This is a genomic window from Streptomyces sp. LZ34, assembly GCF_053890475.1.
In genome coordinates this window covers 6,052,943-6,067,021 of record NZ_CM132680.1, presented here as the reverse complement: position 1 = coordinate 6,067,021, position 14,079 = coordinate 6,052,943, and the positions used below count along the sequence as shown (strand labels likewise).

Genomic DNA, 14,079 nt, shown 5'->3' with positions numbered 1-14,079 from the left:
TCGCAGCCGAGCGCCTGAAACGACCTGAAATGAATGGTCAGGCGCGACGACGTTGCGCGGACGGACCCGACTGTTCGTCGGCGTCGTCCTCGTCCTCGTCGTCGTTGTACAGATCCGCGTACTGTGCGTACGGGTCGTTGTCCAGCTCATCTTCTTCGAACGGCTCGCCATTCGGCGGCTGGTTCGATGTCGATGCGCCCAGCTCCTCGGCCAGGCGTGAGAGGTCCGTCCCACCGCTGTTGTACTTCAGCTGGCGGGCGACCTTCGTCTGCTTGGCCTTGGCCCGGCCGCGCCCCATGGCTCGACCCCCTCAACGACGGGGCTCGACGGCCCCAGAGTCTTGACACGCGTTCACGTTCATAATTCGGAGCGGACTCTCGAAAGAGAACCCGGCCCGTAGGGCTTCAACGGTACCTGCTTCTGTGGCCATACGGTACGTCGCCCGCGTGACGTGCCACTCCGCACAACCCGCGGGCAGCCCCGTACCCGCTGGTCAGCTGCGATTTTAACGTGTCCCGGACGCCGACCCGCCGACAGGCCGTGAGGGATCTCTCCCCGATGGCCCCGTACGGCCCCGTATGCGCTCCGTACGGGCCCCGGGCGGGCCCCGGACGGCACGAGGCCGTACGGGGCCCGATACGCCGTCAGACGCGACCGCCAGGCGCGGTGGCCGAGTCCGGCGGGCGCGGGTGGCGGCTATGCGTGGCGGGCCTCCGCCATGCGCTGTTCGGCCAGCCGGTCGGCGGCCGCGGCGGGCGGGATTCCATCGGTCTGTGCCCGATCGAATATGGCCAGCGTCGTGTCGAAGATCTTGGCCGCCTTGGCCTTGGCCCGGTCGAAGTCGAAACCGTGCAGTTCGTCCGCGACCTGGATCACACCGCCGGCGTTCACCACATAGTCCGGGGCGTAGAGGATTCCCCGGTCGGCGAGGTCCTTCTCGACCCCGGGGTGGGCCAGCTGGTTGTTGGCGGCCCCGCACACCACGCGCGCGGTCAGCGCGGGCACGGTGGCGTCGTCGAGCGCGCCGCCGAGCGCGCACGGAGCGTAGACGTCGAGGTCGGCGCGGATCAGGGCATCGGTGTCCGCGACGGCCGTCACCTGAGGGTGGCGGGCGCGGACCCGCTCGACGGACTCGGCCCGCACATCCGTGACCACGACCTCGGCGCCGTCCTCCAGCAGGTGCTCGACGAGGTGGTGGCCGACCTTGCCGACACCCGCGATGCCGACTCGGCGGCCGCGCAGCGCGGGCGCGCCCCAGGACGCCTGGGCGCTGGCCCGCATGCCCTGGAAGACGCCGTAGGCGGTGAGTACGGAGGAGTCGCCCGCGCCGCCCGCGGAGGGGGAGCGGCCGGTGGTCCAGGGGCACTCGCGGGCGATGACGTCCATGTCGGCGACATACGTGCCGACGTCGCAGGCGGTGACGTAGCGGCCGCCGAGAGAGGCCACGAAGCGGCCGTAGGCCAGCAGCAGCTCTTCGGTCTTGAGCTGCTCCGGGTCGCCGATGATCACGGCCTTGCCGCCGCCGTGGTCGAGACCGGCCAGCGCGTTCTTGTAGGACATGCCGCGGGCGAGGTTGAGCGCGTCCATGACGGCCGCTTCTTCGGGGCGCGTCTCGGAGGCGTAGGCGTGGAAGCGGGTGCCGCCGAGGGCCGGGCCCAGGGCGGTCGAGTGGATGGCGATGACGGCCTTCAGACCGCTCGCCCGGTCCTGGCAGAGGAGGACTTCCTCATGGCCGCCCTGGTCGGAGGCGAAGAGCGTGGTGAGGGGGGACGAAGACCCCGGTACTGCGCTGCCCGTCGGACCGTCGACGCTGACGGTATGACGTACGTCGGTCACGGTGGTGACTCCCATATGCCGCGATGTGGCGCCCTCCGTGCTGGTGGGGAGGGCCGGTGGGCAAGAGAGTAAGCCCTTGGGGGCGACTCGGAACGGCAGGTCCGTCCCGAGTCCCGACGGCGGGCGGCGAGCCCCCGGGCCGGGCGTGGGACGATGCGGGCAGCCGGGGACAAGCAGCCCTCGGCGACCGTCTCGGCCTTGAGGGAGCGCGCGTGACCTTGGCGTCATCGGTGGTTGTCCCGTACGCGGCGTACCTGAGGGTCTACGAGCCGCTGGCGGCCTTTCCCGAGCCCGAACGCTCTCACTGGGCACGTTACGCCAAGCGCGACGATCTCCCGGGCGTCCAGGACGAGCTGCGGCGCTCGCTGGCCGACCTGCTGCCGGTGCCGCCCGTGGCGGTGCCCGTGCACGAGAGCAGCGACGCCTTCGTGGCGGTCGTGGACGGGGTCACCTGCGTCTGTCCGTGGCGCACCCGGCTGCGCGGCTGGCTGGCCCTGGAGGAGCTCACCGAGCAGCTCCCGGCGCCGCTGCTGGACGCCGTGCTGCCCCCGGTGGTGCGCCGGCAGGCGGCGGCGGACTACGAGCGGTGGCTGGAGCGCAACCCGGACGCCCGGCCGTGGATCAGATCGGCGACCTGGCATGTGCCGGTGCGCTGGTTCGTGCTCTTCGCGGACGACGAGCGCGAATACGATGACAAAGGAGGCAAGGGTGGCAAGGGGGATATGGGGGGCAAGGGAGACATGGAGGGCAAGGGGGAGGACGGGCCCCTGCTGCGCTACCGGACCCCCATGGTCCAGGCCAGGCGTCGAGTGGCGCGTGGCCTTAAGGTGCTCAAAGATGGTCTCGGCGAGGGTCCGCTGATCGACGGCCTGGTAGATGTTGGTCGGTGGCTCGAGGAATTCCACCCGCGTTCACTGGTCGAGCTCGACTACGGCGGCCTGGTGCACGCGGTGCCCCCGGGGCAGCTTGACGACGACCGCTCCGCCGCCGATGTGGCGGAGGGGCTCGCGGCGCTGCGCGACGGGGACGGGGAGCGGGCGGGGAGCGTGTACCAGCGGCTGACGGAGCGCTGGACGGCGGTCCGCGGCCGCCAGAGCGCGAGCTGAGACCGGACCGGGTCTCGGCCGGGACCGCGGGTACGGGGAAGCACGGCAGAACACGGGGAAGCACGGGGATGAACGGGGACACGGGGATGGCGTGGCGATGGCGCGCGCATGCGCGGGACACCAATGAGACCGATAAGACCGATAAGCGGGACAGCGCGGGACGGGCGGGACGTAGGTCCCGATCCGGGCCTTTGCCTCAATCGTGACCTAAAGCACTGACTTCGGGCCTTGCGGCAATCCCCCGCCCTCGTGTCAAAATAGGACAAGGAGTCCGGGAAGGGCTCCTTCCGCTCAAGTATGGGCGGAATCATCGGTATTGCACTCCTTGGCGGGGTCTGTTGCTCCTGATCCTGTTGTGACTGATCGTCACGGCCGTGTGACTGTCCGCTATGGCATGGTCCATCGTCTTCCGTCGAGGTTGAACACCTGAGAGGGCAATTCCATCGGTTTGGCCGACGGGGCTGGACAGATGGTGTAGTTGTAGTGCCGAGGACAAGCCGTTCGTCCTATAACCGACTCGGCCCGCGTCCGCCATTTCGGGCAACGTGGGTCAAGGTGCAGAATTTAGAGGAAAGAACCGTGATGGTTCGGTTCTCCCGAGGAGGCCGCTCATGACCGCTCGCACCCCTGATGCCGAGCCGCTGCTGACCCCGGCTGAGGTTGCCACGATGTTCCGCGTGGACCCGAAGACGGTCACGCGGTGGGCCAAGGCTGGCAAGCTCACGTCCATCCGCACGCTCGGAGGGCATCGGCGCTACCGCGAAGCGGAGGTCCGTGCGCTTCTGGCGGGCATCCCGCAGCAGCGCAGCGAGGCCTGAACAACCGCATAACCGGGCATTTTCCGGCCCCCCAGCTGGAAACAGCCCGTTTGGCTCCACTTGCTCCACTACGACTGGTGCCTGCCCCAACAGGCCCACGCCCGCTCGACAGGGGTGCGTCGTCGATCGCGCTGGACTCCGCCGGGTCCAGCGCGATCTTTTTATGCCCTGCTAGGGGTGCGCCGGGGGCTTGGTGACTCACCGGTAACACGTCGTGGCGCGATGTTGTGGGAGGGCCGGAACGGGTGGGCGGGTCGACCCGGAATCGCCCCTTCCGGAACCCTTCCGGGGCCTTGGGTGGGCGGTGCAATTGCACATATTAAATTGACTTGTTGTAGGACGGGTGTAAGTTCCCCCACTCCGCAAGCCCATTCGGTGACTCCCGTCACACCGCACAATGCTTGTCGCGTGCTTCGCAACTGCGGTAAGGGCTTACTGAGTTGCCGCCGAGTCGCCACCGGCCTCCCTGGAGCGGGAATCCGCCGCCGCGTCCCTCGCCGGTTCCATGGCGAGCCGCAGCAGCCGATGGCAGATAGGGCAGTGCCGGGTGAAGTGGCGGTAGCCCGTGGCGGCCGCCAGATGGGCGCGCAGCAGCGCCCTGGTTTCATGCCTCGCGGATGTCGTCATGTGCCGTACCTCCCGCGCGCGCCCCCATGTCGCCTTCTAGCTTGGGTACCCCTGGTACGTGCCGCCGTCAAGACACCGAAAGGCCCGGACCTCTGTACGGGTCCGGGCCTTTGCGCTGCGGTCCTGACGGGATTTGAACCCGCGGCCTCCACCTTGACAGGGTGGCGAGCACTCCAAACTGCTCCACAGGACCATACGGCTTGCGCCGTTTGGCTGCCGCGCTCTTTCGTGCGCTGCGGAGACAGACTCTACAGCAGGTCAGGGGGTGCGGTCGAACTCGCGCCCGGCGGCCGTACGGGGCGCTGTACGGCCGCCGGGCGGGGACCGTACAGCGCCGGGGCCCAGTGCCCGGCCGGAGCCCGGGAACGAGTCCCGAACGAGCCCCGGAGCGAGCCCAGAACGGGCCCTGGGGCACCCGTAAAGGCGCCCCAGGGCCCGTCTGGGCGACTTCCGGGCGTCCGGCCCGGTTTCCGGCCCAGGGATCCTCGCGCCCGCCTCCCCGCCCCCGCTACGCCGCGGCCACTACGGCGCGGCCGCGTCGATGGCCTTCACGATGCGCTTGTCGGAGATCGGATAAGCGGTGCCGAGGGCGTGCGCGAAATAGCTCACCCGCAGCTCCTCGATCATCCAGCGGATCTCCAGCGCCTCCTGAGGCACCGGCCGGCCCGCCGGGAACTGCTCCAGCAGCCACGCGTACTCGTCCCGCATCTCCTTGACCTTCGCCATCCGCGCCCGGTCCCGCTCGGCGTTGGTCGGGAGCTGCTGCAACCGCCGGTCGACGGCCACCAGATAGCGCATGAGGTCCGGCAGGCGGCGCACCCCGTGCGCGGTCACGAAACCGGGCTTGACGAGCCCCGCCAGCTGCTCCTTGACGTCCGCGAGGGACGCCAGCAGCACGGGGCTCGTGGTGGCCTTCAGCCGGCGCTCACAGGACTGCCAGGCCGCCAGCACCTCCTGGACTTTCCGCACGGTGTCCAGCGTCGCGTCCATGATGTCGGCCCGGACCCCGTCGAAGAGCTTGTGGAAGCCCTCCTCGTCCCACGCCGGGCCGCCGCGCGCCGCGATCAGCCGGTCGGCCGAGGCGGCGACACAGTCCTCGAAGAGGGCCTGCACGCTGCCGTGCGGGCTGCGCGAGAGCGCCAGCTTGGCCTGGTTGGACAGCTGGCCCTGGGCGAACTTGGCCGGGTTGGCGGGCAGTCCCAGCAGGATCAGCCGACGGGTGCCGCGCCACATCGCCTGCCGCTGCTCGGCCTCGGTGTCGAAGAGGCGCACGGCCACGGAGGCGCCCTCGTCCACGAGCGCCGGGTACGCCTTGACGGGCTGGCCCGCGCGGCGCGTCTCGAAGGTGCGCGGAAGCGTGCCGACCGCCCACCGGGTCAGGCCGGTGCGCTGCTCGATGCCGCCGCCCTCCTTGGAGGTCTCGAAGGCCTTGGAGATGGCGGCCCGGGTCTTGGGCTTCAGCCGCTGCTTCAGCGCCTCCAGGTCCTTGTCCTCGGCGAGTTTGCGGCGCCGCTCGTCGACCACCCGGAAGGTGATCTTGAGATGGCCGGGCACCTTGTCCGGGTCCCAGTCCTCCGGGTCGATCCGCACCCCGACCATCCGCTGCAGCTCGCGGGAGAGCGCGGCCGTCAGCGGCTCCTGGAGCGGCGCCGTGGTGTCCAGGAAGCGCTTGGCGTAGTTCGGCGCCGGAACGTAATTGCGGCGGATGGGCTTGGGCAGCGACCGGATCAGCTCGGTCACCAAGTCCTCGCGCAGCCCCGGGATCTGCCAGTCGAAGCCGTCCGGGGTGACCTGGTTGAGCACCTGGAGCGGAATGTGGACGGTGACGCCGTCCGCGTCCGTGCCCGGCTCGAACTGGTACGTCACCTTGAACTTGAGCTTCCCCTGACGCCAGGAGTCCGGATAGGCGTCCTTGGTGACGCCCGCCGCCCGCTCGTTGATGAGCATCGACTTCTCGAAGTTGAGAAGCTCGGCGGCACCCCCTCCTTCGTGTTGCTTGTGCTTCCACCAGGAGTCGAAATGCGCCCCGGACACGATGTGTTCGGGCAGCCGCTGATCGTAGAAGTCGAACAGCGTCTCGTCGTCCACGAGGATGTCGCGCCGCCGGGCGCGGTGTTCCAGCTCCTCCACCTCGCCCAGCAGTTTGCGGTTGTCGTGGAAGAACTGGTGGTGCGTGCGCCAGTCGCCCTCCACCAGGGCATTGCGGATGAACAGGTCCCGGCAGGTCTCCGGGTCGATCCGGCCGTAATTCACCTTCCGCTGGGCGACGATCGGCACGCCGTACAGCGTGACCCTCTCGTACGCCATCACGGCCGCCTGCTTCTGCTCCCAGTGCGGCTCGCTGTAGGTGCGCTTGACCAGATGCTCGGCAAGCGGCTCGATCCACTCCGGCTCGACCTTCGCGTTGACCCGCGCCCACAGCCGCGAGGTCTCCACGAGCTCGGCCGACATGACCCAGCGCGGCGGCTTCTTGAAGAGCGCCGAACCGGGAAAGACCGCGAACTTCGCGCTGCGCGCGCCCAGATACTCGTTCTTTCCTGCGTCCTTCCCGCCCTCCCCCCCGGCGTTCTTCAGACCGACGTGAGAGAGCAGCCCGGCCAGCAGCGACGTGTGGATGCGGTCCGGCGCCGCGTCCTGGCCGGACATCTCGATGGCGATGTCCATGGTCTTGGCGACCGTGCGCAGCTGGCTGTAGATGTCCTGCCATTCGCGTATGCGCAGGTAGTTGAGGAATTCCTGGCGGCACATCCGGCGGAACGCGGACGAGGACAGCTCCTTCTGCCGCTCCCTGATGTACTTCCACAGGTTGAGGAAGGCCAGGAAGTCGCTCGTCTCGTCCTTGAAGCGCGCGTGCTGCTGGTCGGCCTGCTGCTGCTTGTCGGAGGGCCGCTCGCGCGGGTCCTGGATGGACAGCGCCGCCGCGATCACCATGACCTCGCGGACACAGCCGTTGCGGTCGGCCTCCAGGACCATCCGGGCCAGCCGCGGGTCCACGGGCAGCTGGGCGAGCTTGCGGCCGACCGGGGTGAGCCGCTTGCGGGGGTCCTTCTGCGTGCCGTCCAGCGCGTGCAGCTCCTCCAGCAGCTGCACGCCGTCCTTGATGTTGCGCCGGTCCGGCGGGTCGATGAACGGGAACTTCTCGATGTCCCCGAGGCCGGCGGCGGTCATCTGGAGGATGACGGAGGCCAGGTTGGTCCGCAGGATCTCCGCGTCGGTGAACTCCGGGCGGGTCAGGAAGTCGTCCTCGGCGTACAGCCGGATACAGATGCCGTCGCTGGTGCGGCCGCAGCGGCCCTTGCGCTGGTTGGCGCTGGCCTGGGAGACCGGCTCGATGGGCAGCCGCTGCACCTTGGTGCGGTGGCTGTAGCGGGAGATCCGGGCGGTGCCCGGGTCGATCACGTACCGGATGCCGGGGACGGTCAGCGAGGTCTCCGCCACGTTGGTGGCGAGAACGATCCGGCGCCCGGTGTGGCGCTGGAAGACCCGGTGCTGCTCGGCGTGCGACAGGCGCGCGTACAGCGGCAGCACCTCGGTCGCCCGCAGCTGCTTCTTGGTGAGGGCGTCGGCGGTGTCCCGGATCTCCCGCTCCCCGGAGAGGAAGACCAGGATGTCGCCGGGACCCTCGGCCTGGAGCTCGTCCACGGCGTCGCAGATCGCGGTGATCTGGTCCCGGTCGCTGTCCTCCCCGCCCTCCTCCAGCAGCGGGCGGTAGCGCACCTCGACCGGGTACGTACGCCCGCTGACCTCGACGATCGGCGCGTCGCCGAAATGGCGGGAGAAGCGCTCGGGGTCGATGGTGGCGGAGGTGATCACGATCTTGAGGTCGGGGCGGCGGGGCAGCAGCTGGGCCAGATAGCCGAGCAGGAAGTCGATGTTGAGGCTGCGCTCATGGGCCTCGTCGATGATGATCGTGTCGTACTGGCGCAGCTCGCGGTCGGTCTGGATCTCGGCCAGCAGGATGCCGTCCGTCATCAGCTTGACGTGGGTGTCCTGGCTCACCTGATCGGTGAAGCGGACCTTCCAGCCGACCGATTCGCCCAGCGGAGACCTGAGCTCCTCGGCGATGCGCTCGGCGACCGTACGGGCCGCGATGCGGCGCGGCTGGGTATGGCCGATCAGGCCCTTGACACCGCGCCCCAGCTCCAGGCAGATCTTGGGGATCTGGGTGGTCTTGCCGGAGCCGGTCTCGCCCGCGACGATCACGACCTGGTGGTCCCGGACCGCGGCGAGGATGTCGTCCTTCTTCTGGCTGACCGGCAGTTCTTCGGGGTAGGTGACGGCGGGCACGGCGGCGCGGCGGCCGGCGACCCGCAGCTCGGCCTGCTCGATGTCATCGGCGATCTCGCCCAGTACGGCCGCGCGGGCCTCGGGCTTACGGATCCGGCGCGTGCCGTCGAGTCGGCGGCCCAGCCGCTGCTGGTCGCGCAGCATCAGCTCGGGCAGCCGCTCCAGCAGGGCGGTCAGGGCGGGGGCAGGCGTGGTGGACATACGGGCTCCAGGGTCTCACCTCTCGAAAACAGCTGGCGAACCATTTCTGTCCGGTGTTGTCCAAGCCACGTCGAGAGGTATGCCCGTGATGTCCGTTCTAGCGTGACCTCATGGGTGACGAGGCGAGCGACGACAAGGCCGGCGGTGGGCATGGCGCAGAGCACGGCGGTGGGCGTGAGCAGGCCGAGGGCGGGTGGCGGGAGCAGGACCGACGGTCCTGGTGGTCGGCCTTCAGACACTCTCCGTACTTCTCCGCGACGGTCGTCGCGCTGATCATCGCCGCGGGCGCGGGCCTCTTCGCCGGCTCGTACACCTACGCCTTCGCCAACCCCACCCCGCACAGCATCCCCACCGCCGTCGTGGTCCCCGACCACGGCACCCCCACCGAGAAGGCCTTCGTCACCGGCATGGAGAAGGCCCTGCACGCCTCGCTCCGGCTGCATGTGTACCCCACGTACCGGCGCGCCCTGGAGGCCGTCGACGAGCAGACCGTCTTCGCGGTGCTCCGGCCGCGCGACCGCGGGGTGGAACTGGACGTCTCCGGTGCCTCGGGCGCGTCGGTGGCCGAGGTGCTGACCGCGGCCGGGCCGCGGGTGGGACGCGCGCTCGGGATGCCGGTCCTGGTCAGGGACGTGAACCCGCTACAGCGGGGCGATCCGCGCGGCCTGGCGATCTTCTATATCTCGCTCGCCGCGGTGATCATCGGCTTCATCGGCGCCATCCAGCTCAGCGTGAACGCGCGAGCCCTCAACCCGGGGGAGCGGATCGTCTTCACCGCCCTGTACGCGCTGCTCGGCGGCTTCACCATCGCGGCGATCGTGGACTGGGGGCTGGGCGCGGTCGACCTGCCCTTCCTGGAGTCCTGGATGATCCTGGCGCTGACGATGTTCACCTCTGGCATGGTCTTCTCCCTGTTCAACGTCCTCTTCGGGCGGTGGTCGCTGATCCCGACCTGGACCCTTATGGTGCTCCTCGGCAATCCGTCCTCGGGCGGCGCGGTCTCCTGGCCCCTGCTCCCCTCCCTCCTCGGCCACATCGGCCGCTGGCTGCCCCCGGGCGCCTCCGTCAACGCCCAGCACACCGCGGTCTACTTCCGCGAGCACCAGCACGCCTTCCCGTTCCTGGTGCTGGCCGGGTGGTCCCTGCTGGGCTGCGCGGTCTTCTGGACCTGGCGCCACCGCCACCCCGGTGGCCGTGAAGAGCCGTTGCGCCGGCCCGACTGCTGATCGCCCGTGCGGGGGCGGTCCGCCACCAGGATCTAGCGAGGGGGCACCGGGCTTCAGCCCGGTAGGGAATTGCTTCTCAATCCTGCTCTGACCGTGCCATGGGTATGGGCCCGCACTGTTGATTCCGGTCGGCTACAGCGGGCGGTTCTGGTTCTCGATGTACCGGCGCACTGTCGCCAGGGGTGCTCCGCCGGCGGATCCGGCGAAGTAGGAGCCGGACCATAGCTTGTTGGCTCGGTAGTAGTGCTGGACGAGGTCGGGGAACTCCTGGCGCATCCGGCGCGATGAGACGCCCTTGAGTGAGTTGACCAGCTTGGAGACGGCGACCTTGGGTGGGAAGTTCACCAGCAGGTGGACGTGGTTGGACTCGCCGTTGAACTCGGTCAGCTCGGTCTCGAAGTCCTCGCACACGGCTCGCATGATCTCCTCCATGCGGGTCAGATGCCGGTCGGTGAAGACGTGGTGCCGGTACTTCGTCACGAAAACCAAGTGGGCGTGCATGAGAAAAACACAGTGTCGACCAGTCCTGATGTTCTGATACTCAGCCATAACCCAACCGTAGTACCATGGCCGCTGTGCAGCTTCGCTTCCAGTACCGCGCCTACCTGACGCCGGGCGAGCGCGTCAGCGCAGCCCGCGTGTTCGGGTGCAAGCGCGTGGTCTGGAACGACGCGCTCGCTCTCCACAAGCCGCGCAAGGCAGCGAACAAGCGGCTCGGCAACCCGAGGGCGCGCATGGCTGAAGGGCCGTACTGGGCGATCCCGAAGGCCGCCGAGTTGGGCAAGCTGCTGATCACCACCGCGAAGAAGACCCCCGAGCGGGCGTTCCTCGCCGATGCTCCGGTCGGCGTTCTCCAGCAGACTCTCCGCGACCTGGACAAGGCGTGGAAGGCGCACGAGGAGTCCAAGGCCGGCAAGCGCAAGGGGCCGAAGGTCGAACCGCCGCGCCGGAAGTCCCGCAAGGACAACCGGCAGACCGCACGATTCACTGTCTCCGACCGGTTCAAGGTGCTGGCTGATGGCAAGCTGAGGCTGCCGAAGATCGGGGACGTGCGGATCAGGTGGACCCGCGACCTTCCGTCGGTCCCGTCGTCCGTGACCCTGATCAAGGACCGCTCCGGCCGGTACTGGGTGTCGTTCGTCGTTCAGACCGGTCCGGCTGACGATGTGCTCCCGCCCGTCGATGGTGACCAGGGCATCGACCTGGGTCTGACCCGCTTCGCGGTGCTGGCGGACGGGACACACATCGCCAGCCCGAAGTACCTGCGGCGGGCTGAGAAGAAGCTGAAGAAGCGGCAGCATGAGCTGTCACGGAAAAGAAAGGGATCCAGCAACAGGGACAAGGCCCGGATCAAGGTCGCCCGCGCTCACGCCGCCGTGGCGGATGCGCGCCGCAACTTCCACCACCAGTGGTCTCACAAGCTGACGAGCGAGAACCAAGCCGTCTTCACGGAGACCCTGAACGTGCGTGGAATGGCGCGTGGCCGCCTCGCGAAGAGTGTGCACGACGCAGGATGGGCACAGTTCGTGTCCTTCTGCGAGTACAAGGCGATTCGTCGGGGGCGCACCTTCGCCAAGGTCGCCCGCGACTTCCCGTCGTCTCAGATATGTTCCGCTTGCGGGCACCGCGACGGCCCCAAGCCGCTGCACGTCCGCGCCTGGACGTGTTCCCAGCCGACCTGCCGCACCCGGCATGACCGGGACTGGAACGCAGGCAAGAACGTCCGCTATGAAGGCCGCCGCATCCGGGCGGCGACAGCACCACCCACCCCCGGACCGGGGGCCTCACGCCGGTAACGGCGGCGAGTAAACGCCTGCGGAGCGCACGTGAGACCAGGCAGCAGCCCGGCAGCGCGCACAACCCCCACGATCATGGGGAGGAAACAGGAACCCACCCGGAGCGGGCGGACTTCACGAAGAGGACCACCCACAGACGGAGAATCCTCGCCCTTCAGGGCGATCGGAGGAGGTCAATCGGAGCAGTTCCGGTTGTCGGTCAATCCAAGATCGACTGTCCTGGAAGCATGCTCAAGGGCTTCAAGAACTTCCTGATGCGCGGTGATGTCATCGTCGTGGCGGTAGGGCTGATCATCGCTCTGTCGTTCTCCACCTTGATCGTGGCGTTCACCGACAACGTCATCAACCCGATCATCGCCCGCGCTCAGGGCGGCAAGTCGGCCGGGCTCGGCTGGCAGCTCGGCCAGACCGGGAACAAGGCCACCTACCTCAACATCGGCGCGTTCATCTCCGCGCTGATCTACTTCCTCATCTTCATCGCGGTGGTCTACTTCCTGATCGTCCTCCCGTACAAGGCGATCCAGGCGCGCCACGGAGTCACCGTCTTCGGCGATCCCGAGCCCGTCAAGGCCTGCTCGGCCTGTCTCGCCGCCGACCTCCCGGAGGCCGCCGCCAAGTGCCGATACTGCGGGACCGAGCAACCCGTGACGCCCCAGCGGCGAGTGGCCGACTGATACGAGAACGAAAACAGCCCCTCCGGAAGATTCCGGAGGGGCTGTTGCCCAGATGGGCTGCGGTGGCTGGGGCCGGGGTCGAACCGGCGACCTTCCGCTTTTCAGGCGGGGCGGGGCGGGGCGGCTGCCGGGGGCCGTTTCGCCTGGGTCGGCGGTCCGCTGACGTCCGCTGGTGACGTCGGCGTACGCGGTCGTTGGCGTCACGACTGGCGTCAGGCGGCCTCTTCGTCCCGAACTACCGGCGATGGCGATTCACCCTTCACCTCGCAGTCCCATCCGGAAGCGTTTGCAAGGGAGACGGGAAGGGACCACAGTCGGGAGGGAAGGGAGGAGTGCACCATGATCGTCCTCGCGATCTTTCTTCTCATCATCGGGACGATCTTGATCCTTATCGGGATGATCTTGACCGTCCTCGGGTCGCTCCTGATCCTTATGGGGGCAGCCTTGGTCGCCATCGGGATTTATTTGCTCGTCCGGAAAGCACTGAGGCACTGACAGCGTCACTATCGGTAGATTGTCGTATGCGAGCCATAGGGCCGGATCGAGCCGAGACGAGAGGCTGGCGGCGTCCCGATGGGCGGGTCGAGGGCCTGTCTTCTTGCCCTGGGGCTTGTCGGGGATCTTGGCGGCCTGCGTTTTCCCTGTTCAAGAGCGGTAGACCTGTGCGCCTGGTGGTCGTCGTTGGTCGTCCTCGGCCACTGTTGAGCGGCCTCGGACGGCCCAGAGACGGCCCAGGGACAGCCCAAGAATCAGCGGCTCACGCCGACATTGAGGCAGGCAGCGGTGCCGTGTCGGGTCACTCAAGCGGTTGAGGGGCGACCGGGAGCTGTTCGCTGTGGAGCCATGTGAAGGTGCGGTCGGATTCGAGGTGAGCCTGCCCCCAGTGGATGACGTGAATCCCGTTCTCCACGTCGGCTGTGAAGAATAAGCAGACGAGCTTCGTGGAGGCCCCCAGTTCCTCGAACACTTCGTGCAGTTCCAGGTACTCCTCTGTAGTCAGGTCGTCGCCGAGATCGAACAACCCCTCCTGAGGCTGAGGTCCATGCGCCCGAAGTAGCCGACGACGGGTAGGAGAAGCATTGGAGGGCAGACGAGCACGATCAAGGGGCCTTGGGCGGTCCGCGTATCTGTAGGGGAAAAGTGCGTGATCGTTGATCACCGCGTACTCGTATCCACGTACGACTCGCACGGCCTCTCCCAACTCCCGCGCCGTGTCCGCCAACTTCTCGCGCACCGCTTCCGCGAGAGTGAAACCGTAGGGGCTTCGCTTCTTCAGCCCAGCCGTGAGATGCGTGGCGTGTGCCTGCGCGTGGGCCCTAGCCAGTTGCACCGGAACCGCAGCGGCCAGCTTGCTGGCGTTCCGCCCAAATCGCTTCACCACCCAGCCCGAGGGCCCGGCCCCACCGCTACCCGGCACAGACATGCAGCATCCCCTCCCCCGATCGTCCGCCTATCAACTGTGTGACACGTGCATGAAGCTCTCACAAGGGAGCGATCTGGCCACATAG

At 68.2% G+C, this 14,079-nt stretch carries 12 protein-coding genes and 1 tRNA gene; 5 read left to right on the top strand and 8 right to left on the bottom strand.

The annotated features are described in order from the left end of the window. Nucleotides 1-37 precede the first annotated feature (37 nt). Together ACWY4P_RS24475 and ACWY4P_RS24470 are read right to left on the bottom strand one after the other, a co-directional pair. On the bottom strand, nucleotides 38-298 hold the full coding sequence (locus ACWY4P_RS24475; RefSeq protein WP_456212667.1) for a DUF3073 domain-containing protein: 261 nt from the start codon (nucleotides 296-298) through the stop codon (nucleotides 38-40). A 398-nt stretch (nucleotides 299-696) separates the two neighbouring features. After that, nucleotides 697-1,851 (bottom strand): Leu/Phe/Val dehydrogenase, encoded by a 1,155-nt coding sequence (locus tag ACWY4P_RS24470; protein ID WP_456212666.1) that lies wholly within the window; start codon nucleotides 1,849-1,851, stop codon nucleotides 697-699. Nucleotides 1,852-2,048: 197 nt separating this feature from the next. Here ACWY4P_RS24470 and ACWY4P_RS24465 point away from each other — a divergent pair, with 197 nt between their 5' ends. Next, entirely contained in the window at nucleotides 2,049-2,942 is an 894-nt protein-coding gene (locus ACWY4P_RS24465; RefSeq protein ID WP_456212665.1) for a hypothetical protein, read from the top strand. A 611-nt stretch (nucleotides 2,943-3,553) separates the two neighbouring features. Then, nucleotides 3,554-3,760: a developmental transcriptional regulator BldC gene (gene bldC, locus ACWY4P_RS24460; protein ID WP_003949541.1), complete on the top strand. Its 207-nt coding sequence runs from the start codon at nucleotides 3,554-3,556 to the stop codon at nucleotides 3,758-3,760. Nucleotides 3,761-4,192: 432 nt separating this feature from the next. On the opposite strand, the gene ACWY4P_RS24455 is transcribed toward bldC, so the two are convergent. From ACWY4P_RS24455 to hrpA, 3 genes are all read right to left on the bottom strand, one after another. Then, nucleotides 4,193-4,387: a DUF6274 family protein gene (locus tag ACWY4P_RS24455; protein WP_456212664.1), complete on the bottom strand. Its 195-nt coding sequence runs from the start codon at nucleotides 4,385-4,387 to the stop codon at nucleotides 4,193-4,195. Between the two features lie 118 nt (nucleotides 4,388-4,505). Further along, a tRNA-Asp gene (locus ACWY4P_RS24450) sits at nucleotides 4,506-4,580 on the bottom strand. A 329-nt stretch (nucleotides 4,581-4,909) separates the two neighbouring features. Continuing rightward, nucleotides 4,910-8,875: an ATP-dependent RNA helicase HrpA gene (gene hrpA / locus ACWY4P_RS24445; protein WP_456212663.1), complete on the bottom strand. Its 3,966-nt coding sequence runs from the start codon at nucleotides 8,873-8,875 to the stop codon at nucleotides 4,910-4,912. Between the two features lie 110 nt (nucleotides 8,876-8,985). Here hrpA and ACWY4P_RS24440 point away from each other — a divergent pair, with 110 nt between their 5' ends. Beyond that, entirely contained in the window at nucleotides 8,986-10,101 is a 1,116-nt protein-coding gene (locus tag ACWY4P_RS24440; protein WP_456212662.1) for an ABC transporter permease, read from the top strand. Between the two features lie 132 nt (nucleotides 10,102-10,233). Here ACWY4P_RS24440 and tnpA read toward each other — a convergent pair whose 3' ends face one another. Continuing rightward, nucleotides 10,234-10,650 (bottom strand): IS200/IS605 family transposase, encoded by a 417-nt coding sequence (gene tnpA / locus ACWY4P_RS24435; RefSeq protein ID WP_456212661.1) that lies wholly within the window; start codon nucleotides 10,648-10,650, stop codon nucleotides 10,234-10,236. 17 nt (nucleotides 10,651-10,667) lie between these two features. On the opposite strand from tnpA, the gene ACWY4P_RS24430 reads away from it, so the two are divergent. Together ACWY4P_RS24430 and ACWY4P_RS24425 are read left to right on the top strand one after the other, a co-directional pair. Further along, nucleotides 10,668-11,897, top strand: coding sequence for an RNA-guided endonuclease InsQ/TnpB family protein (locus ACWY4P_RS24430; RefSeq protein ID WP_456212660.1), 1,230 nt, complete (start codon nucleotides 10,668-10,670; stop codon nucleotides 11,895-11,897). Between the two features lie 227 nt (nucleotides 11,898-12,124). Continuing rightward, complete coding sequence (locus ACWY4P_RS24425) at nucleotides 12,125-12,571, top strand: large conductance mechanosensitive channel protein MscL (protein ID WP_456212659.1); 447 nt, start codon at nucleotides 12,125-12,127, stop codon at nucleotides 12,569-12,571. 212 nt (nucleotides 12,572-12,783) lie between these two features. Here ACWY4P_RS24425 and ACWY4P_RS24420 read toward each other — a convergent pair whose 3' ends face one another. Beyond that, nucleotides 12,784-13,026: a hypothetical protein gene (locus tag ACWY4P_RS24420; RefSeq protein WP_456212658.1), complete on the bottom strand. Its 243-nt coding sequence runs from the start codon at nucleotides 13,024-13,026 to the stop codon at nucleotides 12,784-12,786. Nucleotides 13,027-13,367: 341 nt separating this feature from the next. After that, nucleotides 13,368-13,994: a hypothetical protein gene (locus ACWY4P_RS24415; RefSeq protein WP_456212657.1), complete on the bottom strand. Its 627-nt coding sequence runs from the start codon at nucleotides 13,992-13,994 to the stop codon at nucleotides 13,368-13,370. Between the last annotated feature and the right edge of the window lie 85 nt (nucleotides 13,995-14,079).

Bases quoted from the DNA above. Each gene is read 5' to 3' on its own strand.
- ACWY4P_RS24475 (WP_456212667.1), bottom strand. From the start codon at position 298: ATGGGGCGCGGCCGGGCCAAGGCCAAGCAGACGAAGGTCGCCCGCCAG.
- ACWY4P_RS24470 (WP_456212666.1), bottom strand. From the start codon at position 1,851: ATGGGAGTCACCACCGTGACCGACGTACGTCATACCGTCAGCGTCGAC.
- bldC (WP_003949541.1), top strand. From the start codon at position 3,554: ATGACCGCTCGCACCCCTGATGCCGAGCCGCTGCTGACCCCGGCTGAG.
- ACWY4P_RS24455 (WP_456212664.1), bottom strand. From the start codon at position 4,387: ATGACGACATCCGCGAGGCATGAAACCAGGGCGCTGCTGCGCGCCCAT.
- hrpA (WP_456212663.1), bottom strand. From the start codon at position 8,875: ATGTCCACCACGCCTGCCCCCGCCCTGACCGCCCTGCTGGAGCGGCTG.
- ACWY4P_RS24440 (WP_456212662.1), top strand. From the start codon at position 8,986: ATGGGTGACGAGGCGAGCGACGACAAGGCCGGCGGTGGGCATGGCGCA.
- tnpA (WP_456212661.1), bottom strand. From the start codon at position 10,650: ATGGCTGAGTATCAGAACATCAGGACTGGTCGACACTGTGTTTTTCTC.
- ACWY4P_RS24430 (WP_456212660.1), top strand. From the start codon at position 10,668: ATGGCCGCTGTGCAGCTTCGCTTCCAGTACCGCGCCTACCTGACGCCG.
- ACWY4P_RS24425 (WP_456212659.1), top strand. From the start codon at position 12,125: ATGCTCAAGGGCTTCAAGAACTTCCTGATGCGCGGTGATGTCATCGTC.
- ACWY4P_RS24420 (WP_456212658.1), bottom strand. From the start codon at position 13,026: ATGGCGACCAAGGCTGCCCCCATAAGGATCAGGAGCGACCCGAGGACG.
- ACWY4P_RS24415 (WP_456212657.1), bottom strand. From the start codon at position 13,994: ATGTCTGTGCCGGGTAGCGGTGGGGCCGGGCCCTCGGGCTGGGTGGTG.